Consider the following 22129-nt stretch of genomic DNA (forward strand, 5'->3'; position numbering starts at 1 on the left):
CTTGGCACGCGCGCGTACGGTCGTGGTGGCGGCGATTTCGCTGGCCTACCCGCTGCTCGTCTACCTGGCGATGGGCCGCTTCGAGCCGCGCTGGCTGGCACTGCTGCTGTTCACCCTGGCATTGCTGCGTGCCCTGAGCACGCGCCAGCCGCTGTGGTGGGCTGCTGCAGCCGGTACCGGACTGCTGGCGGTGCTGGCCACCGTGCTCAACCAGGCGCTGCCGCTGAAGCTGTACCCAGCGCTGGTGAACGTGGTGATGCTGTGCGTGTTCGCCATCAGCCTGCGGTTCGGGCCGCCGCTGGTGGAGCGCCTGGCGCGGCTGCAGGAGCCGGACCTGCCACCGTTCGCGGTGGCCTATACCCGCCGCGTCACCCAGGTGTGGTGCGGCTTCTTCGTTCTCAACGGCAGTCTGGCCCTGCTCACCGCGCTGTACGCATCGGATCGGGTCTGGATGCTCTACAACGGATTGTTGGCGTACGTGATGATGGGCGTATTGTTCGCAGGCGAATGGCTGGTGCGGCGACGGGTGAAGGCGGCGCACGCCCATGGCTGAGTGGATTGCCCTGGACCGGCTGCTGCGGGATGCGCGGCCGCAGCGTGCTGTCGGCATCCGCGATGGCGAAGTGGTCGACCATCAACAATTCCGTCAGCGCGTACTGGCCTGGCGTACGGCGTTTGCCGCCACTGACGGCCGTGACTGGGCGCTGTACTTCGATGATGCCGTGTCGTTCGCCGAGGCGCTGTTCGGCGCCTGGCACGCCGGCAAGCGGGTGTTCCTGGCCGCCGACAACCTGCCCGCCACGCTGCAGGCCCTGCAGCCGCAGGTAAGCGGTTTTGCCGGTGACGTTTCCCGTGATTACCGGCCACTGATGATGGCGGCCGCCGGTGCGCAGGTCGAGCTGGATGCGTTGGACGAGCATGCCTGCGAGCTGTGCGTGTTCACGTCGGGCAGCACCGGCGAACCCACTGCGATCGACAAGCGCCTGGACCAGCTGGCGCGCGAGGTCGATGCGTTGCAGGCCGCGTTCGGCGCACAGCTGGAAGGCGCGCAGGTGCATGGCACGGTGTCGCACCAGCACATCTACGGCCTGCTGTTCCGCGTGCTGTGGCCGCTGGCCGCCGGTCGCCTGATCCATCCGCGGCGGTTCTTCCATGAGGATCTGGTCGCTGCGCTGGCGGGCACGCAGACGGTGCTGGTGGCGACCCCGGCGCACCTCAAGCGCCTGCCTGCGCAGCTGGATTGGGCCAGCCTGCAGGGCCACCTGCGCGCTGTGTTCTCCTCTGGCGGCCCGCTGCCGGAAGAGGCAGCGCGGCAGGTGCGGCAATGGATGGCAGTCGCACCGACCGAGGTCTACGGCAGCAGCGAGACCGGCGGCATCGCCTGGCGTCGCTGGGATACCGATCTTCCGCCCTGGCAGCCGCTTCCGGGGGTGCAGTGGAGAATCGAGGGAGGCTGCCTGGCGGTGGCTTCACCCCATCTGCAGAGCCGCGACTGGTGGTGCACGCAGGATCGGGTGGAAGCGCTGGCCGAGGGGTGCTTCCGCCTGCTCGGCCGCGCCGACCGCATCGTCAAGATCGAAGAGCGCCGCGTTTCGCTCGATGCGCTGGAACGTGCGTTGCGCGACGACGCGGACGTCGATGACGTGCGCGTGCTGGTGCTGCCCGGCCAGCGCGAGCAGCTGGCGGCCGTGGTGGTGCCGGCCGATGCGGCACTGCTTGATGCCGATGATGCCGCGCGCCGCGCGCTGGGCCAGCGGCTGGCCGCGCGCCTTGCACGGAGCCATGACGCCGTGACCCGTCCGCGCCGCTGGCGGCTGGTACCCACGCTGCCGGTGAATGCGCAGGGCAAGGTGACCCAGGCCGCGCTGGTGGCCCTGTTCCAGCCGTCGATGCCGGTGCCGGTATGGGATCGGCGCGAGGCGGCCAGCGCTACCCTGCGCATGACCCTGGACCCGGCGCTGCGCCCGTTCCAGGGACATTTCCCGCAGGCCGCGATCCTGCCGGGCGTGGCCCAGGTGGACTGGGCGGTGCGCTTTGCCCGGCAGGCCTTTGCGATGCCGGAGGGGTTCGTGCGCATGGATGCGGTGAAGTTCCAGCATGTGGCGCGTCCGGGCGACGAGCTGACGCTGCATCTGGACTGGGATACCGCACGCAACGTGCTGGTCTTCCGCTATGCCTCCGTGCATGGCGTACACGCCAGTGGCAGGATGGTCTTCGCCGATGCGCAGTGATCCGGCCGATGCCGGTGCCGCGTTCGCGCCACTGGTGGTGATTCCCGTCTACGACCACGAACATGCTGTCGCCGCGGTGGTCGATGGCGTGCAGCGCGCTGGCCTGCCCTGCCTGCTTGTGGACGATGGCTCGCATGCATCATGTGCTTCGGTGCTGCAGGCGCTGGCACAGCGTGAAGGGGTCGATCTGCTGCGTCTGCCGGTCAACCAGGGCAAGGGTGGGGCGATGCTGGCGGGCTTCGCCGAGGCCGCAAGGCGGGGCTGCAGCCACGTGCTGCAGATCGATGCCGACGGCCAGCATGACACCGGCGACCTGCCGCGCTTCATCGCGGCCGCGCGTGCGCGGCAGGACGCGGTGATCTGCGGCATTCCCGCCTACGACGCCAGTGTGCCCAAGGCCCGCCTGTACGGTCGCTACGCAACGCATGTCTGGGTCTGGATCAACACGCTGTCGCTGCATCTGCGCGACACCATGTGCGGTTTCCGTGTCTATCCACTGCCTCCGGTGCTGCGCCTGATGGGCGAAGAGACCATCGGCCGGCGCATGGATTTCGATACCGAAGTGATGGTGCGGCTGTACTGGCGGCAGGTGCCGGTGGAACATCTGGCGACGCGGGTGACCTATCCGGCAGACGGTGTCTCGCATTTCGATGTGTGGCGCGACAACGTACGCATCAGCCGCATGCATGCGCGCCTGTTCTTTGGCATGCTCCGGCGCGCACCGCGCCTGCTCTGGCGCCGCCTGCAGGGGCAGGGCTGAGATGGCCGCCCCCCAAGGTGCGCCGCACTGGGCCGACATCGGTGAATCCACATCGGTGGCCGGCGTGTTGTTCCTGTGCTGGGTGCATCGGTGGTTCGGGCGCTGGCCGTTCCGCCTGTGCGTGTGGCCGGTGGTGCTCTGCCACTGGCTGGGCAACCGTGTGGCCCGGCAGGCATCACTGCAGTATCTACAGCGCTTGCAGGCACACAGTGGCGCGCTGGGCCGCGAGCCGACGCGGCGCGACAGCCTGCGCCATTTCTTCGCGTTCGCCGACACCCTGCTGGACAAGATCCTCGGCCTGGGCGGACGCTATCCGCCCGAGCGCATCCAGCTGCGGCGCGATCTGGTGCTGGACAGGATCGCACGCCGCGAAGGCGGGCTGATCCTGACCGCCCACATCGGCTGCCTGGAGTTGTGCCAGGTGCTGGCCGAACAGGTGCCGGGGTTCCGCATCACCGTGCTGGTGCACACCGCGCACGCGCAGCGCTTCAATCGCCTGCTGCAGCGGTTGGACCCGCTGGCAACGGTGGAACTGGTGCAGGTCACCGCGATGGGGCCGGCCACGGCGATGATGCTGTCCGAGCGCGTGGCTGCCGGTGGCTTCGTGGCCATCGTCGGCGACCGCACGCCAGTGCAGGGTGGACGCAGCGTCACCGCGGATTTTCTCGGCCACCGTGCCCCGTTCCCCATCGGTGCCTACGTGCTGGCGGCGGCACTGGGCTGCCCGGTGTACACCATGGCCTGCCTGCATGAAGGCCAGGGGTACCGGGTCGCCTTCGAGCAGTTCGCCGATCGCATCGTGCTGCCGCGTGGCTCGCGGGACGCGGCACTGACAGGGCAGGCGCAGCGTTTCGCGCAGTGGCTCGAACTGCAGGTCATCCAGTCCCCGCTGGACTGGTTCAATTTCTTCCCCTTCTGGGATCAGGCTCCGCATGACGACTGACGCCGTACCCGTGTGCCGCTTTGGCGACGCACCGTTGACCATCGAAGACGTGGTGGCGCTGGCCCATCGCCAGTGCGAGGCCGCACTGAGCGAGGCCCCGGCCTTCCGTGCCCATATCCAGCGCGGTGCCGATTTTCTCGACCGCCTGCTGCGCGAGGACGGGGTGATCTACGGCGTGACGACCGGCTACGGCGATTCGTGCACGGTGAACATCCCGCCGGCGCTGGTGGCCGAGTTGCCGCACCACCTGTACACCTACCATGGCTGCGGACTGGGCCGTTACCTGGACCCGGCCGAGACCCGCGCAGTGCTGGCTGCCCGTCTGGCGTCGCTGGTGCGTGGCATGTCCGGTGTCAGCGTAGCCCTGCTGGAAGGCCTGGCCACACTGTTGCGGCATGACGTGCTGCCGATGATCCCGGCGGAGGGATCGGTCGGCGCCAGCGGTGACCTGACGCCGCTGTCATACGTGGCGGCGGTGCTGTGCGGCGAGCGCGAGGTCCTGCACGATGGCCGCGTGCAACCGGCTGCCGGAGTACTGGCGAGCATCGGCATGGTCCCGCTGAAGCTGCGGCCGAAGGAAGGCCTTGCGATCATGAACGGCACTGCGGTGATGACCGGCCTGGCCTGCCTGGCCTGGCAGCGTGCCGACTACCTGGCGCGCCTGGCCACCCGCCTGACCGCATTCAACGTGCTGGCCAGCGACGGCAACGCGCACCATTTCGACGAGACCCTGTTCGCGGCCAAGCCGCATCCGGGCCAGGCCCGCATCGCCGCACGGCTGCGCCGCGACCTGCACAGCGAACGGCCGCCGCGCAACGAACAGCGCCTGCAGGATCGTTACTCGCTGCGGTGCGCCCCGCACGTGATCGGCGTGCTGGAAGACAGCCTGCCCTTCCTGCGGCAGCTGATCGAAACCGAGCTGAACAGCGCCAACGACAACCCGCTGATCGATGCCGACGGCGAGCGCATCCTGCACGGCGGCCACTTCTACGGCGGCCATATCGCACTGGCAATGGACACGCTGAAGAACACCGTGGCCAACCTTGCCGACCTGCTCGACCGGCAGCTGGCGCTGGTGGTGGATGCGCGATACAACCACGGCCTGCCCGCCAATCTGTCGGCGGCTACCGGCCCGCGGGCAGCAATCAACCACGGGCTGAAGGCACTGCAGATCAGCGTCTCGGCGTGGACCGCCGAAGCGTTGAAGCAGACCCTTCCGGCCAGTGTGTTCTCGCGCTCGACCGAATGCCACAACCAGGACAAGGTCAGCATGGGCACCATCGCCGCGCGCGACTGCCTGCGTGTGATCGAACTGACTGAACAGGTGGTGGCGGCGATGCTGATCGCCGCCCGCCAGGGCCTGGCACTGCGCGAGCGGGTTGGCCTGAACGCGCAGCTGCATGGCAGTCTGGCCGACATGTATGTGGACCTGGGGCAGCGCATCGCGCTGGTCGAGGAAGACCGCGCGCTGGATCGCGAACTGCGGGAGCTGCTGGTGGAGATCCGCGCGCAACGTTGGGAACTGTATTCCGGTGAATGACCTGGTCTGTGAAATCGAGCTGCGCCCCGCCTTCCACGACTGCGATCCGATGAACGTGGTCTGGCATGGCAACTACTTCAAGTATCTGGAGATTGCCCGGTGTGCGCTGCTGCAGCGCCACGACTACGACTACCCGCAGATGCTCGCATCGGGCTACCTGTGGCCGGTGGTCGATGCGCGCGTGAAATACGTGCGGCCGCTGCTGTTCAACCAGCGGCTGCTGGTGCGTGCACGCATCGTCGAATGGGAGAACCGGCTGAAGATCGACTACGAGATCCTGGATGCGGAGAGCGGCCAGGTGGCCACCCGGGCCATGACCATCCAGGTCGCGGTGGATGCCGCCAGCAAGGAGATGCTGTACCAATGCCCGCCGGTACTGTGGGAACGTCTGGGAGTGCCCGCGCCATGAACATGCTCGCCCGTCTTCCAGGCGTGCTGCTGTGCGCGCTGCTGCTGGTGGCCGCACCGCGTGTACAGGCGGCCGATCCTGCCGTCGACGCGATCACCCAGGCGGTGGCGCGTCCGGAGGTGCTGCGTGGCCAGTTCAGCCAGGAAAAGCAGGTCAGTGGCTTCAGGAATCCGCTGCGCTCGCACGGCCGGTTCGTGGTCGCGCGCCAGCACGGTGTGATCTGGACCACGCTCACGCCGTTCCCCTCCGAGGTGGTGGTCACCGCCGACCGCATCCTCAGCCGCCAGCGCGATGGCAGCACCCGCGTTGAACTCGATGCACGGCAGCAGCCGGCGATGCGCTCGGTGAATGCGATCATGTTCGCGCTGATGAGTGGCGACGTGCAGGCACTCTCCGGCCAGTTCAACGTGGCGGCCAGCCGTGAAGGGCAGGGCTGGCGCCTACGTTTGACACCGAAGTCGGCGATGCTGGCCAAGGCCTTCGAGTCGCTGACGCTGCAGGGTGACCGCTATGTGCGCCAGGTCGAGATCGTCGAGGCGAACAAGGACCGCACGCAGATCCAGTTCAGCGCGTTGAGTGAAGCCCCCGCCACGCTGAACCCCGACGAGGCGCGCCGCTTTGAGTGACGCCGTGGCGTTGAACGCACCGGACCGGTTGCGGCGTTGGTGGCACTGGCTGGGCATCGCCTGGCTGGTGTTGCTGCTGGTACTGGGCGTGCAGCAGTGGCGCCTGTGGAGCCAGGAGCCGCGGATCGATACCGACATCCTCGCGCTGTTGCCGCAGGATGCGCATGACCGCCTGTTGAGCGATGTCACCCGGCGCATCGCCGATGGCAGTTCGCGGCAGGTGGTGGTGCTGCTCGGCAGCCAGGACGGCGCCGCCGCCAAGCGGGCGCAGGCCGCGTTCGCTGCGGCCATGGCTGGAGATGCCGAGAGCGCTTTGCTGGTGCCCAGTGGGTCCATTGAAGGCTGGTTCGACGAGGCGCGTGCGTTCTACGTGCCGTATCGCGACCGCCTGCTGACCCCGGCACAGCGTGACCAGCTGCAGAGCACGGAAACCGGTGCGCTGGCCGAACAGGCACTCGCCGCGCTGTACGGGCCGATGGGTGCTCCGCGGCTCACCGAATGGCGGCAGGATCCGCTGTCATTGTGGCCGCAATGGTGGCAGCAGCAGGCGCAGGGTTCGGGCTTGCGGCTGGGTGATGATGGCCTGCTTGAAGCCGAGGGCAAGCATTGGGCGGCGCTGCAGTTCGATACGCCGGGTTCGGCGTTCCAGCTCGATGGCGAGCGCCATCTTGATGGCCTGCTGGAGCGGGCCGGGAAGGCGGCCAGGGCCGCAGCGCCTGAGCTGGAAATCCTGCATGCCGGCGTGCCGCTGCACGCCGAAGCCGCTGCGGTGCAGGCCAACCGCGAGATCAACACCATCGGTTGGGGCTCGCTGGCCGCGGTACTGCTGCTGGTGTGGCTGGCGTTCCGTTCGCTGCGGCCGATCCTGCTGGTGGCCGCGTCGCTGCTGATCGGTTGCGGCGTGGCGCTGGCGGTGACCGTGCTGGTGTTCGGCAAAGTGCACGTGCTGACCCTGGTGTTCGGTGCATCGCTGGTGGGTGTAGCGGAGGACTACGGCATCCACTGGTTTGCGTCGCGCCAGGCCGAACCGGCCGACCGTCGCTGGAAGCTGCTGCGGCATCTGCTGCCCGGCCTGTGGCTGGCGCTGTTGACCAGTGCGCTGGCCTACCTCGCGTTGGGCCTGGCTCCGTTCCCGGGCCTTCGCCAGATGGCGCTGTTCTCGGTGGTGGGCCTGGCAGCAGCGTTCCTCACGGTGATCTTCTGGTTCCCGTGGCTCGACGGTGGCGAGATCCGCCAGACCCGCTTCTCGCACTGGCTGGGCAATACGCTGGAACGTTTCCCGCGCCTGCACGGCCGGCGCCCGGTGGCGATCTTCGTGGTGGCGGCGCTGGCGTTGTCCGCGGTGGGCATCGCGCGCCTGCAGAGCAACGACGACCTGCGCAGCCTGCAGTCGTCTCCACCGGCGCTGATGGCCCAGCAGATCCGCCTGAGCCAGCTGCTGGGCATGCCCAGCCCGGCACAGTTCTACCTGGTGCAGGGCAGCGATGCCGCCCAGCTGTTGCAGCGCGAAGAGGCGTTGACCGAACGCTTGCGTGTACTGGCCGATGACAAGCGCATTGGTGGCTACCGCGCGATCAGTGACTGGCTGCCATCACCGGCCCGGCAGCAGGCCGATGCTGCGCTGACCGCGAAGGTGGAGCCCGGCGTGCTGTCGGCTGTGTCCGAAGCCGTGGGCGAGCCGCTGCTGCGACCGCAGTTTGCCGCAGCGCCGCTCACCGCCGACGCCTTCCTGGCCTCGCCAGCCTCGCAGCCGTTCCGCCACCTGTGGGTGGGTAAGGTCGGTGGGCAGATGATCAGCGTGGTGATGGTCGATGACCTGTCGCGTGCCGATGCTCTGGCCACGCTGGAACGTGCCGCCGAAGGTCTGCCCGGCGTGCGCTGGGTAGACCGAACCTCCGATTTCTCCACGCTGCTGGGCCACTACCGCAAGCTGATGGGCGGGCTGCTGCTGGTCGGCATCGCACTGGTGTTCGGCGCGCTGTGGCTGCGCTATCGCCGCCAGGCCTGGCGCGTGTTCGCCCCGACCCTGATCGCCGGTGCGCTGACCCTGGGCCTGCTGGGCCTGTTCGGCCAGCCGCTGCAGCTGTTCAACGTGCTGGCGCTGATGCTGCTGCTGGGCATGGGCATCGACTATGGCATCTTCCTGATCGAGCATCGTGGCGACGCCAGTGCATGGCTGGCGGTGTGCGTGGGTGCGGCCAGTACCTGGCTGTCGTTCGGCCTGCTGGGCCTGTCGCAGACTCCGGCGCTGCGCGCGTTCGGCCTGACCCTGCTGTTCGGTATCGGGCTGGTCTGGCTGATCTCGCCGCTGTTCCGGCCGCCGCCGCATGATCTGCCGGCGGCCTGAGTCCGCCTTCGGCTCTTCTTCTCTCCCTCTATCGAGCAACAAGGACGCCCCGATGAGTACTGCTGTGGATGCTGTGGAACGCACCGAAATCCTGATCATCGGCGCCGGACCGGCCGGTTCCGTTGCTGCTGCGATGCTGCGCCGGCAGGGTCGCCAGGTGTTGATGATCGAACGCCAGCAGTTCCCGCGTTTCTCGATCGGTGAAAGCCTGCTGCCGCAGAGCATGGAGTACATCGAAGCGGCAGGCCTGTTGCAGGATGTGGTCGAAGCCGGCTTCCAGCACAAAAATGGCGCGGCCTTCGTGCATGGCCAGGCGCGTACCGCATTCGACTTCAGGAAGAAGTTCTCGCCCGGCTGGGGCACCACCTACCAGGTGCAGCGCGCCGACTTCGACAACGTGCTGGCGCGGGGCGCCGAGCGGATGGGTACCACGCTGCGTTTCGGCGACGAGGTGCTGTCGGTCGAGCCGGGCGAGCAGCCTGCCGTCAACGTGCGCCGTCCCGATGGCAGTGAGTACCGCATCGAGGCCGATTTCATCCTCGACGCCTCCGGCTTCGCGCGGTTGCTGCCGCGCCTGCTGGATCTGGAGTCACCCTCCAACTTCCCGGTGCGTGGCGCGATCTTCTGCCACGTGCGTGACAACATTCCGGCCGAAGCGGACTTCGACCGCAACAAGATCCTCATCACGACCCACCCCGAGCACATCGACGTCTGGTACTGGACGATCCCGTTCTCCAACGGCTGCTGCTCGCTGGGCGTGGTGGCCGAGCCCTCGTTCTTTGATCGCTACGAAGGCGACGACCTGCAGAAGCTGCAGGCCATCGTCGGCGAGGATCCGAACCTGACCCGCCTGCTGGCCAATGCCGAATGGGCGGTGCTGCCGGTACGCCGCATCACGGGCTATTCGGCCAATGTCCGTTCGCTGTGGGGCCCGGGCTATGCGCTGCTTGGCAACGCTGGCGAGTTCCTCGACCCGGTGTTCTCCTCGGGCGTGACCATTGCCTTCAAATCGGCGCAGCTGGCCAGTGAGTGCCTGGCGCGCCGTTATGCCGGGCAGGCTGTGGACTGGGAGGCCGAGTTCTCCGTTCCGCTGCGTGCCGGCGTGAAAACCTTCCGTCGTTTCGTCGAAAGCTGGTACCAGGGCGGCTTCCAGAAGATCATCTACCACCCCGACCCGCAGCCGGACGTGCGCGACATGATCAGTTCCATCCTGGCCGGATACGCCTGGGACACCAACAACCCCTACGTGGCCGACCCCAGCGGCCGTCGCATGCGCGTGCTGGAGGAACTGTGCGGCGCCTGATGGCCCTTTCCGCTGCAGTGCTGCTGTGCCTGCTGCTGGTCGCCTGTGCCGGGCGCATGCCACGCCCGCAGGTGCAGCTGCCACCGCTGCGGCTGTCGCCGGCCAGCCTGCCAGCGCCGCTGGCACTGCAGCAGCAGCTGCATTTCCGGTTCGGCAGCCATGAGCGCGATCTCGATGCGCTGCTCGAAGCCGACGCCCAGCAGGTGCGGCTGGCGGTGCAGGCCATGGGCCAGACCGGCGTGCGCCTGCAGTGGGATGGCCGGCAACTGACCCAGCAGCGTGCGCCGTGGTTGCCGCCGCAGGTGCGTGCCGAACGCGTACTGGATGACCTGCAGTTCGCGTTGTGGCCGACCGCGGCGATCGCTGCGGCATTGCCGGCGGGCTGGGAGGTCAGCGATGACGGCCGCCAGCGCAGCCTGTCCCGCAGCGGTACGGTCTGGCTGCAGCTGCGGCGCCTGGACGATGGCAGCGTCCAGCTGGAGAACCGTGCCGAGGGTTACGCCCTGCGCATCGAATCGATCGACATGGCCGGGCAGGCGCGATGAATACACCGATCTACCTGAACGACCTCGGCCTGGTCTGCGCGCTGGGCGAAGGCCGCGGCGCCGTGGCATCGGCGATGTTCGCCGATGCTCCGGGCGGCCTGAGCGACAACGACCGCCTGCTGCCGGGGCGTACCCTGGCGCTGGGTGAAGTGCGCACGCCACTGCCGACGCTGGAAGACCTGCCGGTATCCCTGCGCGGGCGCAACAATGCATTGCTGGAGGTCGCGCTGGCGCAGATCGCGCCTGCGGTGAGCGCGGCCATTGCACGCCATGGCGCTGATCGGGTGGCCGTGGTGCTGGGCACCAGCACCTCCGGCATCGGCGAATCGGAGCAGGCACTGCGGACTCATGCGGAGCAGGGCTGCTGGCCTGAAGGTTTCGATTACGCACAGCAGGAAATGGGCACCACCGCGCAGTTCGTGCGTCAGCGCAGCGGCGCGCAGGGCCCGGCGTGGACCCTGTCCACCGCCTGTTCGTCCAGTGCCAAGGCGCTGATGTCGGCCGCGCGAATGCTGCGTGCCGGCACCGTCGATGCGGTCATCGCCGGGGGTGCCGACTCGCTGTGCCGCTTCACCGTGGCAGGCTTCAATGCGCTCGAATCGGTCTCGGCAGTGCGCTGCAATCCCTTCTCGCAGCATCGTGCCGGCATCAACATCGGCGAGGGCGCTGCGCTGTTCCTGCTGACCCGCGAACCTGGCCCGGTATGCCTGGCCGGATGGGGCGAGTCCGCCGATGCGCATCACATGTCGGCGCCGGATCCGCAGGCCCTTGGCGCCATCGACGCCCTGCAGCAGGCGCTGCATCGTGCCGGCTGGTCGCCCGCCGATGTCGACTACGTGAACCTGCACGGCACTGCCACCGGCCACAACGATGCGATGGAAAGCCTGGCGGTGGCGCAGGTACTGGGCAATGACGTTCCCTGTAGTTCCACCAAGCCACTCACCGGCCACACCCTGGGTGCGTCGGGGGCGATCGAGGCGGCGCTGTGCTGGATCGTGCTTGCCGAGAACTGCCGGCAGCAGTTGCCACCGCACTGGTGGGATGGCATCGCTGATCCGGCTCTGCCGCCGCTGCCGCTGGTGGCGCCGGCCACCTTCCTGGCGCAGCCGCCCCGGCGCGTGCTGAGCAACTCGTTCGCCTTCGGCGGCAGCAACGCCGTGCTGGCACTGGAGTGCGGGTGAATACGGTGTATGCCATTGAAGACGTGGTGCCCCACCGGCAGGACATGTGCCTGCTGGAGCGCATCATGCACTGGGACGAGGACGGCATCGAGGCCGAGCTGGTCGTGCCGGCGAGCGGGCTGTTCGTCGAGGATGGGCAGGTGCCGGCCTGGATCGGCATCGAATACATGGCGCAGGCCATCGCGGCCTGGGCCGGCTGCCGTGCACGCGCTGCCGGCAACCGGCCGCAGCTCGGATTCCTGCTGGGTAGTCGCCGTTATGGCAGCCAGCGCAGCGGTTTTCCGGTGGGCAGCCGCCTTCGCGTACAGGCGCGCTGCGAGCTGTTGGGCGACAATGGACTGGGGATGTTCGCCTGCCGGATCCTGGCAGGCGACGAAGAATGGGCGACCGCCAACGTGTCGGTGTACGAACCTGCCGACGCGATGGCCTATCTGGAGAGTGGACAGGCATGACAGGGAATCGGAGCGTGCTGGTCACCGGCGCCAGCCGGGGCATCGGCCGGGCCATCGCGCTGCGCGTCGCGCGCGATGGGTTCGACGTAGCCGTGCACTGCCGCAGCCGCGTGGACGAGGCGCAGGCAGTGGTGGACGAAATCCAGGCACTGGGCCGGCAGGCCCGCGTGCTGGCGTTCGATGTGGCCGACCGGGATGCAGCACGCGGCGCATTGGAGGCCGATGTCGAGGCGCACGGCGCGTACTACGGCGTGGTGTGCAATGCCGGCATCGCCCGCGACGGCGCATTTCCTGCGTTGTCGTCCGAAGACTGGGACCAGGTCATCCACACCAACCTGGACGGCTTCTACAACGTGCTGCATCCGCTCATCATGCCGATGGTGCGGCGGCGCCGGCCCGGTCGCATCGTCACCCTGTCGTCGGTGTCCGGGCTGGCCGGCAACCGCGGCCAGGTCAACTACAGCGCGGCCAAGGCCGGCATCATCGGTGCCACCAAGGCGCTGGCGCTGGAGCTGGCGAGCCGCCAGATCACCGTCAACTGCGTGGCCCCGGGCCTGATCGAGACCGAAATGCTCAACGATGAAGTGGTCGAACACGCCCTGAAGCTGATTCCGGCCGGCCGCGTGGGGCATCCCGATGAGGTGGCCGCAACGGTCGCGTTCCTGCTGTCCGAGCCGGCCGGCTACATCACCCGGCAGGTGATCTCGGTCAACGGGGGCATGCTCTGATGGCCGCTGATCGTCGCGTGGTGGTGACCGGTGCCGCTGCCATCAGTCCGCTTGGCCACGACTGGCCCACCATCCACGCGCACCTGCGCAGCTGCCGCAACGCAGTGCGCACCATGCCGGAATGGGACGTCTACGCGGGCCTGAACACCAAGCTGGCCGCGCCCGCGCAGGACTTCACGCTGCCGCCGAACTACAACCGCAAGACCACCCGCTCGATGGGCAAGGTCGCGATCATGTCGGTGCGCGCCACCGAGATGGCCCTGCGCGAGGCCGGCCTGCATGAGCATCCGGTGCTGCGCAGCGGCCGCACCGGCGTGGCCTACGGTTCGTCCTCCGGCAGCCACGAAGCGACCGGCGAGTTCGGCCGCATGCTCAACGAGTTCACCACCGATGGCATCAGTGCCACCACGTACCTGAAAATGATGAGCCATACCGCGCCGGTCAACATCGGCGTGTTCTTCGGCCTGTCCGGGCGTGTCTACACCACCTCCAGCGCCTGCACGTCAGGCAGCCAGGGCGTCGGAGCGGCGTATGAAGCCATCCGCAGCGGCAAGCAGACGGTGATGGTGGCCGGCGGTGCCGAGCAGCTCGACGCCACCGCTGCAGCGGTGTTCGACACCCTGTTCGCCACCAGCGTGCGCAACGATGCGCCGCAGTCGACGCCGCGGCCCTTCGATGCAGGCCGCGACGGCCTGGTACTGGGCGAGGGCGCCTGCACGCTGATCCTGGAGGACATGGAGCACGCCCTCGCACGCGGTGCGTCCATCCTTGCCGAGGTGGTCGGCTACGGAACCAACAGCGACGGCCAGCACGTCACCCAGCCCAGCGCCGACACCATGGCCCAGGCCATGCGCCTGGCCCTGGAGGACGCCGGGCTCGACGCGGCGCGGATCGACTACGTCAACGCCCACGGCACCGCCACCGATCACGGCGACATCGCCGAGACACAGGCCACCGCGCAGGTGTTCGGCAGCCGCGTGCCGATCAGCTCGCTGAAGAGCTACGTCGGGCACATGCTCGGCGCGTGCGGAGCGTTCGAAGCCTGGCTGAGCATCGAGATGATGCGTGCCGGCTGGTTCGCGCCGACCCTCAACCTGGCCGAGGTCGATCCGCGCTGCGGCCAGCTGGACTTCATCACCGGGCACGGCCGCGATCTGCAGGCCGAGTACGTGATGAGCAACAACTTCGCCTTCGGCGGCATCAATACCTCGCTGGTATTCCGCCGTTGGAGCGAATGACCCCCGCACCCCATCCGCACCACCCCCAACGCACCCCGGACAAGGAGATGTTTCGATGCGCCGCACCCTGATGATCGCCAGTGCCACCCTTCTGCTGGCTGTGACCGCCACGGCCTCCGCCCGTGACACCCGAGTGGAGCAGTCCCTGCAGGAACTTGTCAGCTCGCAGGCCGCCCGCGATGCCGGCATCGATGGCAGCGTGCGCTTCTATCTGGCCGGTCAGCCGGTCAGCGTGCAGCAGCGTCTGGGTGAAGACGTCACCAACCGGAAGACCAACGCCGCCAACAAGAGCGATGCCGAAGCCTGCCGCTGGGTGGCGCTGTCGGCGCTGCGCGCACTGCAGGACGGCGCCCGCTCGCGTGGCGCCAATGCGGTGGTCGACATCGTCAGCTACTACAAGAAGAACGAGTTCAGGAGCGCGAGCAACTACGAGTGCTGGGCGGGCACGTTCGTGGCCGGCGTCGCCCTGAAGGGCACCTACGCCAAGGTCAAGTAAGCATCCGTGTGGCGGCGGCCGAGGCTGAACGCCGCCGCCACATTGCTGAACCCCGCCGGGGAAACGCCGTCGATCCTGCCGGCATCGTCGGCCGACGGCTTTCCCCGGTGTCGGCTTTCCGACACAATCAGGGCTCTTCCCGGGTTATCGTCCCGTGGACATGCACGCCTACGTCTATAAAAGCCAACTCAAGCCGGACACCTTCGTCTACGTTCCCCGACGCGATGACTTCAGCGCGCTGCCTGCGCCGCTGGTGGCGTCGCTGGGCACGCTCACCTTCGTCCTGGACGTGGCCCTGGAGCCGCAGCGCCGCCTCGCCCAGGCCGATCCGGCCAAGGTGCGCAGCGAAATGAGCGAACGCGGGTTCTACCTGCAGGTGCCGCCGTCGGTGACCAGCATGATGCCGCGCCACAATGACTGAGCTTTCCCGTCCGCGCGCCCTGTCGATCGCCTTCGTCCTGGGTGCCCTGCTGGCGCTGGGTGCCGCCGTCGGCGGCCTGCCGGGGGCGGTGCTTGCTGCGCTGGCGCAGCCGGCGTATGCCCTGGGCATTTCGTGGTGGCGGCGCAGCCGTGCGGTACTGCCGCCGAAGTTGATCGCGCAGCAGGACCTGCCGGCCCTGCTGGCGCTGTGGACCGCCGCGCCGGTACTGCTGGCCCTGCTGCTGGCCTGGCCGCTGGCGGCACTGCGCGACAGCGGCAGCCTGGCGGCGGTGCTCGGGCTGAGCGTGCTGGTCAGTGCCGGTTTGCTGGCGGCCTGGCGTACGTGGCCGCTGTGGAATGATGTCGAGCGGCTGGATGGCAGCCTGGCGCAGCACTGGCAGGCGTTGGCCGGCCGTGACCTCACCGCCTGGCGTGGCCTTGTCGTGGCCGCGCTGGTGATCGCGCTGGCCGCACTGGTGGTGTTGCCGGCATGGCCAGGGCTGCTGCCGGAAAGCGCGCGCTGGCCCGCCACGTTGACCGTGCTGCTGGGGTCGCCGTTGCTGCATCTGCTGCTGCAGCGGGTCGCACCGGCGCCACTGGTGTCGCTGCGCGTGAACCCGGGCCCGCTGGCCGATGCCGGTGCGGCACACGCGCCGCTGTTCCCCGCTGCCAGCGAGACCACGCCGCTGGAGGCGATGGCCCCGCAGGAACTGACGCCTGCGCTGCATGAAGCGGCGCGCCACGGTCGCATCGACCGGGCGCTGCAGCTGCTGCAGGCCGGCGCGGACCCGCACGCGTTGCCGGACCCGAACTGGCGTGATCAGCGCAGCCTGGCGGTACTGGCGGCGGTGTTGCCGGACCTGCGCCTGCTGCGTGAACTGATTGCCCGCGGGGTCGATGTGAACGCGCCGCACCGGGGCATGACGCCGCTGCTGGCGGCCACCCGCGACAGCTGGCATGGTCGCCCCGAAGCCGTGATGACCCTGCTGGCCAATGGCGCCGATTCTCGCGCTACCGACAGCGAGGGCAACACGCCGCTGCACCACGCGGCTCGAAGCTCTGACCCCGGCGTTGCCGCGCTGCTCCGCGATGCCGCGGCCGAAGTGGATGCACTCAACCACGAGGGCTGGTCCCCGCTGGCCGTGGCCTGCCAGGTAGGCAACTGGCGCCTGGCCCGCTTCCTGCTCGAACGCGGTGCCCGCACCGAGCCGGCGGACGGCACGCCGGTCCTGCTCGCCGCAGCCGCCACCGAAGACGATGATCCGGCCGGCGTGCAGCTGCTGCTCAAGCACAAGGCGCGTGCGGATGCGCGCGACCGCCAGCGTCGCAGCGCACTGCACGAAGCGGCCCTGGCCGGCCACGTTGAAATCATCGGCGTGCTGCTCGCTGCCGGTGCAAACCTGGAAGCACGCGACGCGCTCGGTCGCACGCCGTGGCTGGAGGCCGCGCGTGCCGGTCGCGCCGCCGTCATCGAACACCTCCTGCCGCACAAGCCTGACCTGGTGGCTGTCGATGGCGAGGGCCGCAACGCGGTGCAGCTGGCGGCCATGGCCGATACGGTTTCGCCCCTGCTGGTCAAGCGCCTGGTCGAACTGGGCATCACCGCCGATGCGGCCGATCCGGTCGGTCGGCGTGCGGTCGACTACGCGGCCGAAGCCGGTCGCTGGGCCATCGTCGCGCTGCTTGATCCGTCCTATCCGCTGCCTGCGGCGGTCAGCGATGGCCTGGCCGAGCGCGGTGAGGCCGCCAGCGCCAGTGGCCTGCTGCCTGATCGACCGCCGCTGACCCTGCTGCGCGAAGCACTGGGCTTCGGCAACACCGACGGCATGGCCGCCCTGGCCAGGCTGTGCCAGCCGCAGGAGCTGGGCAGCCTGCTGCTGGATCCGGAGCTGGCGCTGGAGCCGCGTGCCGTGGATTGGCTGCTGGCCCATGGTGCCGACCCCTATGTGCGTGATGCCTGTGCCGACACGCCGATGTTCGCGCTGCTGTCGCGCGGCGTCGATGCGGTGCCGGCGCTGCAGGTCATGCTGCAGCATGGTCTGTCGCCGGCCGGCCGCGGCGGCTTGGCCCGTTTCCTGGCCGCCTGCGCGCAGCACGATCAGGCGGCCCGCGGACTGGAACAGCTGGCGCTGGAACTGCTGGAGCGGGGTGCTGATCCGTTCGCCGCATCGCCGGCAGGCGATCCGCCGCTGTCGTTGGCGGTGCGCCTGGGCTGGCTGCGCCTGCAGCAGGCCCTGCTCAAGACTGGTGTCGACCGTGAGGCGCGCGACAGCCATGGCATGACCGCCCTGCACCTGGCGACCGCGCTGGCCCGGGAAGGTGCGCTGAAGCTGCTGGTACAGCACGGCGCATCGCCGGAGGCACGCGCCGCCGATGGCCAGACCCCCCTGGGTGTGGCGCTGTCGAGTGGTCGTCGTGATCTGGCCGACTGGCTGGACTGGCGGGTGTGGCCACTGCCACGCCGTACCCTGCGCGATGCCGACCTGCCCTCTGCGGCGATGGCCGGCGATGTCGATGCGGTGCGTCGCCTGATCGATCTGGGGTTCGCCGTTGATGCCGTGGATGCGCAGGGCTGCACGGCGCTGCTGCGTGCCGCCGGCGGCGGCCACCTGGCGGTGACCGACCTGCTGCTGGCACGGGGCGCCGATCCGCAGCACGCAGCGGCCAGCGGCGCAACGCCGTTGTCGGCCGCGGTCAGCATGCGCCAGGTCGAGATCGTGTCGGCCCTGCTCGATGCCGGTGCCAAGCTCGAACACCGGCTGCCGGGGGGAGTGACCGTGCTGATGCTGGCCTCCGCGCTGGGCCTGCCGGACATCGTCGCGCGCCTGCTGACCGCAGGTGCCGATGTACACGCCGGAGACGCGCAGCAACTGGGCCCGCTGCACTGCGCGGCCCTGTACGGCTTCAGCGCACGTGACCGCCCGCGGTTGCTGGCGTTGCTGGACACGCTGCTGCTGGCCGGTGCCGAACCGGACCAGGCCGCCGCCGGTTCGGTCACACCGCTGCTGCTGCTGCTGGGAGCGCGCGCCGAGCCGGGTACGGCCTGCGACGAGCAGGTGGTGATGGCCGCGGTGGAGCGTCTGCTGGAAGAGGATGTCAGCCTGGACGTGCGCGATCCGCGTGGTTTCGGCCCGCTGCACCTGGCGGCGCTGCACGGCCTGCCGCTGCTGGTACAGCGCCTGCTGCGTGCCGGCGCCGACCCAGACGTGCGGGACAGCCTGAACCGCAGTCCGCGCGAGATCGCCGTGATGCGTGGCTTCATCGACGTTGCCGGCGAGTTCGAGCCGCGCGTACCGGGCGTGTCTTCGATGGCCCGGTTCCTGCGCGACAACGGCTGAGAATCGGGGGTCAGAACCCTTTCCGTTGGAAAGGGCTCTGACCCCGATCATGCGGAATGCCGACGATGCTCGGCAGCCCTTTCGCCGTCACCGCTGCGTGTCGCCGTCGCTTTCCGCGTCGGCCTCGAACAGATGCATCAGGTCGTTGCGGGCATCGCGCGAGGTCTGGATCACGGCCGCCTCGTCGTCGTACACCAGGTACTGGTCGCGCAGCAGCTGTTCGTCGTGTTCGCGGAAGCGCTGCACATGGCGTTGGGCAACATCGGGTGCCACCCCCAGCGCGGTCAGCACGCGACCGCTCATTTCCAGGCTGGTAGCGAACACTTCGCGGAACGGTTCGGCCGACATGTCCATCAGTCGCCATGCATGCTGGCGGTTGCGCGCACGTGCCAGCACCTTCGCCTCCGGATACAGGCGCCGCACCATCCGTACCGCACGCAGATTGGTCTCCGGGTCGTCCACGGTGATCACGAACACATCGATATGTTCACCACCGGCGGCGCGCAGCATCTCCGGGCGCGTCGGATCGCCATAGTAGAGCTGGTTGCCGAAGCGACGCAGGTCGGCCACCGTGTCCGGGTTCGCTTCCAGTGCCACGAACGGCACCTTCTGTGCGGTCAGCAGGCGCGCGATCACCTGGCCGACGCGGCCCATGCCGGCAATCAGGACTTTCGGCCGGTTGTCCGGCGCGACCTTGTCGGCGTCGGCCGCGGCGCGCGGGGCCACCTTCTCCTGCCCGAGCAGCCGCATCAGGGCGATCATCAGCAGCGGCGTGATCGCCATCGACAGGCCGACAATGGCTACCAGCCGGTCGTGGTTGGCGTTGCCCAGCAGATGCGCGCGCTGCGCCTCGTTGAACACCACGAAGGCGAACTCGCCGCCCAGCCACAGCACGCTGCCCAGCAGCAGCGATTGCCGCGAATCCAGCCGGGCGATGCGGCCAATGGCATACAGCAGACTGAACTTGACCACCAGCAGGATGGCCACGCCTGCGGCGATCAGCCACGGCTCGGCGGCGATTCGGTCGAGATCGATGCCCATGCCGACGGCGATGAAGAACAGGCCCAGCAGCAGGCCCTTGAACGGCTCGATCTGCGCTTCCAGCTCGTGCCGGAACTCGGAATCGGACAGCAGCACGCCGGCCAGGAACGCACCCAGGCTGGGGCTCAGGCCGGCCTCCTGCATGAACCACGCCGTGCCCAGCACGACCAGCAGGGCGGTGGCGGTGAATACCTCCGGGCTGCGGGTACGGGCGATGACACCGAACAGCCGGCGCAGGACCGGCCGCCCGCACAGGATCACCACGGCCAGCGCGCCCAGCGCCACTGCGGCATCCTCCCAACGCAGCGTCTGGTTCTTGACGCCGCCCAGCAGCGGGATGGCCGCCAGCAGCGGGATCGCGATCAGGTCCTGGAACAGCAGGATGGCAAAGCCGAGCCGGCCGTGGTCGCTGTTGATCGCCTTGTGCTCGGACAGCAGCTGCAGGCCCACGGCCGTGGAGGACAGCGCCAGCGCCACGCCCACCACCAGCGCGCTCTTCCACTGGAAGTGATCGAGCAGCAGCAGGCCGCCCAGTACCAGGCCGGACAGCGCCACCTGCGCGGCACCGGCGCCGAACACCGAGCGCCGCATCACCTTCAGGCGGGCCGGCGACAGTTCCAGCCCGATCACGAACAGCAGCATCACCACGCCGATCTCGGCCGCACCGAGGATGCGGTCGGCGTCCTGCACGAAGCCCAGCCCATCCGGCCCCAGCACCACCCCCGCGGCCAGGTAGCCCAGTACCGCGCCGAAGCCGAAGCGCTTGAACACCGGCACCGCGATGACGGCCGCCAGCAGCAGGACCAGGGCCAGTTCCAGACCGCCGCTATGCATGGGAATACCTGGTCATCGCAGAGGCCTGCCGTACGTGGGTGCGGGGAGGAGAGGGGCGGCGGACGCCGCTGCGACATTATGCGCGCCGCATCGTGCACGCGCGGCAATGGCCGCTGCGGGTTGACCTGCGCGGCCGGCAGGTCCAGACTGCCCGCCGCTGGCGGCCTGCCGCCGGCACACGCATCCCGGAGTTCCCAACCCATGTCCAGCGACAGTAGAAGTCGACCTCGTTCGACGCCAGCGATGGCCACCGCCTGACATCGGGACGGTTCGCCTGCGTTGGCGTTGCGCGAGGTCGCACCCCACAAGGCAAACCGATGAACCAGAAGCAATTGCTGCGTCCAGTGGCCGATGCCGCTGCATTGGCGGCACCGCTGGCGGACTACAACACTGCCGACGCGGTGGAGTTCCTCAACACGCTGGAGCTGCAGCGCGCTGCCGACACGCTGGCGGCGCTGCCGCTGCCGCGTGCAGTGAAGATGCTGGAAGCCCCCGAACTGCATCGCAGCGGCGAGCTGGTGGCCGCGCTGCCACCGGCGCGGGCCGCTGCGCTGCTCGGGCTGATGGCCGACGACCGCGCCACCGACATTGTTCACGAACTGGATGAGGACGAGCGCGCGCGGCTGATCCCGTTGCTGGGCGCCGATGCCCGCCAGGCCATCCAGACGCTGCTCGGCTACCCGCCGAACACGGCCGGTGCGCTGATGACCACCGAGTATGTCGCCGTGCCGGCCAGCTGGACGGTGGCGCAGACGCTGCAGCACATCCGCCAGGTCGAGCGCACGCGCGAGACGGTGTACGCGATCTACGTCCTGGACCCGGCCAGCCAGCGTCTGCAGCAGGTGGTGACCATGCGCCGCCTGATCACCGGCCTGCCCGAGGAGTCGATCCTCGAGGTGGCCCAGGTCAATCCGCCAGTAACCGTGGACGCGTTGATGGACCAGGAAGAGGTGGCGCGGCTGATCCGTCGCCACGACCTGCTGGCCATTCCGGTGGTCGATGCCAGCCAGCGGATGCTGGGCATCGTCACCGTGGACGACGTGCTTGATGCGCTGATCGAGGAATCCACCGAAGACGCGCACAAGTTCGGCGGCATGGAAGCGCTGGACAAGCCGTACATGCAGATCGGCTTCCTGGAGATGCTGCGCAAGCGCGCCGGCTGGCTGAGCGTGCTGTTCCTGGGCGAGATGCTGACGGCCAGCGCCATGCAGCACTACGAGGACGAACTGGCACGCGCGGTGGTGCTGACGTTGTTCATCCCGTTGATCATGAGTTCCGGCGGCAACTCCGGCTCGCAGGCCACCTCGCTGCTGATCCGCAGCCTGGCGCTGCGCGAGCTGCGCCTGCGCGACTGGTGGAAGGTGGCCCTGCGCGAGATTCCGACCGGTATGGTGCTGGGTGCCATTCTCGGTGCCCTGGCGATCGTCCGCATCGTCATCTGGCAGCTGGGTGGCCTGCACGACTACGGCGAGCACTGGGTGCTGCTGGCGATCACAATCGGTGCGGCGCTGGTGGGCATCGTCACCTTCGGGTCATTGTCGGGTTCGATGCTGCCGTTCGTGCTCAAGCGGCTGGGATTCGACCCGGCCAGCGCATCCGCCCCGTTCGTGGCCACGCTGGTCGACGTGACCGGGCTGGTGATCTATTTCAGCATCGCCGCGATGATCCTGCGCGGCACGCTGCTGTAGGGCCTGTCG

Annotated in this window: 19 protein-coding genes; 18 read left to right on the forward strand and 1 reads right to left on the reverse strand. The window is 68.8% G+C overall.

Going from position 1 to position 22129, the window contains the following annotated elements:
* Position 1 precedes the first annotated feature (1 nt).
* From IMX13_RS15955 to IMX13_RS16035, 17 genes are all read left to right on the forward strand, one after another.
* Complete coding sequence (locus tag IMX13_RS15955; protein WP_053518075.1) at positions 2-553, forward strand: hypothetical protein; 552 nt, start codon at positions 2-4, stop codon at positions 551-553.
* Positions 546-2231, forward strand: a complete 1686-nt coding sequence (locus tag IMX13_RS15960) for an AMP-binding protein (RefSeq protein WP_193396718.1) — start codon at positions 546-548, stop codon at positions 2229-2231. Before IMX13_RS15955 ends, IMX13_RS15960 begins: the two co-directional genes overlap by 8 nt.
* Entirely contained in the window at positions 2221-2991 is a 771-nt protein-coding gene (locus IMX13_RS15965; RefSeq protein ID WP_053518077.1) for a glycosyltransferase family 2 protein, read from the forward strand. Before IMX13_RS15960 ends, IMX13_RS15965 begins: the two co-directional genes overlap by 11 nt.
* 1 nt (position 2992) lies before the next feature.
* On the forward strand, positions 2993-3934 hold the full coding sequence (locus IMX13_RS15970) for an acyltransferase (RefSeq protein WP_180876472.1): 942 nt from the start codon (positions 2993-2995) through the stop codon (positions 3932-3934).
* A complete protein-coding gene (locus IMX13_RS15975) occupies positions 3924-5474 on the forward strand; it encodes an aromatic amino acid ammonia-lyase (protein WP_065181425.1) in 1551 nt (516 codons plus the stop codon). The genes IMX13_RS15970 and IMX13_RS15975 overlap by 11 nt, the downstream gene beginning before the upstream one ends.
* Positions 5461-5883: an acyl-CoA thioesterase gene (locus IMX13_RS15980; RefSeq protein ID WP_053518130.1), complete on the forward strand. Its 423-nt coding sequence runs from the start codon at positions 5461-5463 to the stop codon at positions 5881-5883. The genes IMX13_RS15975 and IMX13_RS15980 overlap by 14 nt, the downstream gene beginning before the upstream one ends.
* Positions 5880-6509 (forward strand): outer membrane lipoprotein carrier protein LolA, encoded by a 630-nt coding sequence (locus tag IMX13_RS15985; protein ID WP_065174273.1) that lies wholly within the window; start codon positions 5880-5882, stop codon positions 6507-6509. The genes IMX13_RS15980 and IMX13_RS15985 overlap by 4 nt, the downstream gene beginning before the upstream one ends.
* Positions 6502-8856 (forward strand): MMPL family transporter, encoded by a 2355-nt coding sequence (locus IMX13_RS15990; protein ID WP_193396719.1) that lies wholly within the window; start codon positions 6502-6504, stop codon positions 8854-8856. The genes IMX13_RS15985 and IMX13_RS15990 overlap by 8 nt, the downstream gene beginning before the upstream one ends.
* Positions 8857-8908: 52 nt before the next feature.
* Positions 8909-10159: an NAD(P)/FAD-dependent oxidoreductase gene (locus tag IMX13_RS15995; RefSeq protein ID WP_065181428.1), complete on the forward strand. Its 1251-nt coding sequence runs from the start codon at positions 8909-8911 to the stop codon at positions 10157-10159.
* Positions 10147-10704, forward strand: coding sequence for a DUF3261 domain-containing protein (locus IMX13_RS16000; protein ID WP_053518088.1), 558 nt, complete (start codon positions 10147-10149; stop codon positions 10702-10704). The genes IMX13_RS15995 and IMX13_RS16000 overlap by 13 nt, the downstream gene beginning before the upstream one ends.
* The gene (locus IMX13_RS16005; RefSeq protein ID WP_065174276.1) at positions 10701-11885 is read left to right on the forward strand and encodes a beta-ketoacyl-[acyl-carrier-protein] synthase family protein; all 1185 of its coding nucleotides are present in this window, start codon (positions 10701-10703) and stop codon (positions 11883-11885) included. Before IMX13_RS16000 ends, IMX13_RS16005 begins: the two co-directional genes overlap by 4 nt.
* Positions 11882-12337 (forward strand): hotdog family protein, encoded by a 456-nt coding sequence (locus IMX13_RS16010; RefSeq protein ID WP_053518092.1) that lies wholly within the window; start codon positions 11882-11884, stop codon positions 12335-12337. The genes IMX13_RS16005 and IMX13_RS16010 overlap by 4 nt, the downstream gene beginning before the upstream one ends.
* Positions 12334-13065 carry a 3-ketoacyl-ACP reductase FabG2 gene (locus IMX13_RS16015; protein ID WP_053518094.1) on the forward strand — a complete coding sequence of 244 codons (732 nt, stop codon included), beginning with the start codon at positions 12334-12336 and terminating at the stop codon, positions 13063-13065. Before IMX13_RS16010 ends, IMX13_RS16015 begins: the two co-directional genes overlap by 4 nt.
* The gene (locus IMX13_RS16020) at positions 13065-14303 is read left to right on the forward strand and encodes a beta-ketoacyl-ACP synthase (protein WP_065174278.1); all 1239 of its coding nucleotides are present in this window, start codon (positions 13065-13067) and stop codon (positions 14301-14303) included. The genes IMX13_RS16015 and IMX13_RS16020 overlap by 1 nt, the downstream gene beginning before the upstream one ends.
* A gap of 55 nt (positions 14304-14358) precedes the next feature.
* Positions 14359-14799, forward strand: a complete 441-nt coding sequence (locus IMX13_RS16025; protein ID WP_053518098.1) for a hypothetical protein — start codon at positions 14359-14361, stop codon at positions 14797-14799.
* Between the two features lie 160 nt (positions 14800-14959).
* Positions 14960-15220, forward strand: coding sequence for a YcgL domain-containing protein (locus tag IMX13_RS16030; RefSeq protein ID WP_053518100.1), 261 nt, complete (start codon positions 14960-14962; stop codon positions 15218-15220).
* On the forward strand, positions 15213-18557 hold the full coding sequence (locus IMX13_RS16035) for an ankyrin repeat domain-containing protein (RefSeq protein ID WP_065174279.1): 3345 nt from the start codon (positions 15213-15215) through the stop codon (positions 18555-18557). The genes IMX13_RS16030 and IMX13_RS16035 overlap by 8 nt, the downstream gene beginning before the upstream one ends.
* A gap of 87 nt (positions 18558-18644) precedes the next feature.
* Here IMX13_RS16035 and IMX13_RS16040 read toward each other — a convergent pair whose 3' ends face one another.
* Entirely contained in the window at positions 18645-20432 is a 1788-nt protein-coding gene (locus tag IMX13_RS16040; RefSeq protein ID WP_193396720.1) for a monovalent cation:proton antiporter-2 (CPA2) family protein, read from the reverse strand.
* Between the two features lie 317 nt (positions 20433-20749).
* Between IMX13_RS16040 and mgtE the strand changes: the two genes are divergently transcribed.
* Complete coding sequence (gene mgtE, locus IMX13_RS16045) at positions 20750-22120, forward strand: magnesium transporter (protein ID WP_053518107.1); 1371 nt, start codon at positions 20750-20752, stop codon at positions 22118-22120.
* Positions 22121-22129 lie beyond the last annotated feature (9 nt).

Source organism: Stenotrophomonas sp. B2 (assembly GCF_014947095.1).
Taxonomy (GTDB): Bacteria; Pseudomonadota; Gammaproteobacteria; order Xanthomonadales; family Xanthomonadaceae; genus Stenotrophomonas; species Stenotrophomonas maltophilia_P.